1 protein-coding gene is annotated in these 709 nt (G+C 70.2%); it reads left to right on the forward strand.

From position 1 onward, the window contains the following. The coding region (locus EN742_RS36760) for a PLP-dependent aminotransferase family protein (protein ID WP_148670606.1) at positions 1-709 on the forward strand (709 nt) is incomplete at both ends.

A 709-nucleotide genomic window follows, 5' to 3' on the forward strand; every position in this document is an offset into this window, starting at 1 on the left:
GTCGTGCTTGCGCGCCACGGCCGCAATCTCCTCGCGCCGCCCGGCTCGACGGTCGCCACCGAGGCCATTGGCCACCATACGCTGGTGCCGCTCGCGCGCTATCTCGGCTTCAACCTCGAAGGCCTGCCGATCGACGGCAACGGCCTCATCCCGGAAGCGCTCGACGAGGCCTGCCGCCTTTCCGACATCCGCGCCGTCTTCGTGCAGCCCTCGGTCATCAACCCGACGGCGACGCTGATGGACGCCAGGCGGCGCGAGGAGATTGCGGCCGTGGCGCGCAAGCACGACATCGCCATCATCGAGAACGACGTGCTGGGGCCGCTGGTCGAGGACCGGCCGCCGCCGGTAGCCGCCTTTGCGCCCGAGCGCACGCTCTATGTCACCTCCTTCACCAAGATCACCGTGCCCGGGCTGCGGATCGGCTACCTGGCCGCGCCAGACCGCTATGTCGCGGCGGTGGCCAATCGCCACCTCGTCTCGAACTGGATGGCGACGCCGATGGTGGCCGAGATCGCCACGCGCTGGGTCACCGACGGGACGGCGATGGAGCTCGTCCGCTGGCAGCGCTCGGCGCTCAGGCGGCGCCAGGACATCGCTTCGCAAGTGCTGGCCGGCATCGACTACCGCGTCCAGCGCGACGGGCTGCATCTGTGGCTCGAGCTTCCCGGCGACCGCGCCGAGGAGAGCTTTGTCTCGCAGGACCGCCTGC

The sequence above is a fragment of the Mesorhizobium sp. M4A.F.Ca.ET.020.02.1.1 genome (genome assembly GCF_004022645.1).
Classification (GTDB): Bacteria; Pseudomonadota; Alphaproteobacteria; order Rhizobiales; family Rhizobiaceae; genus Mesorhizobium.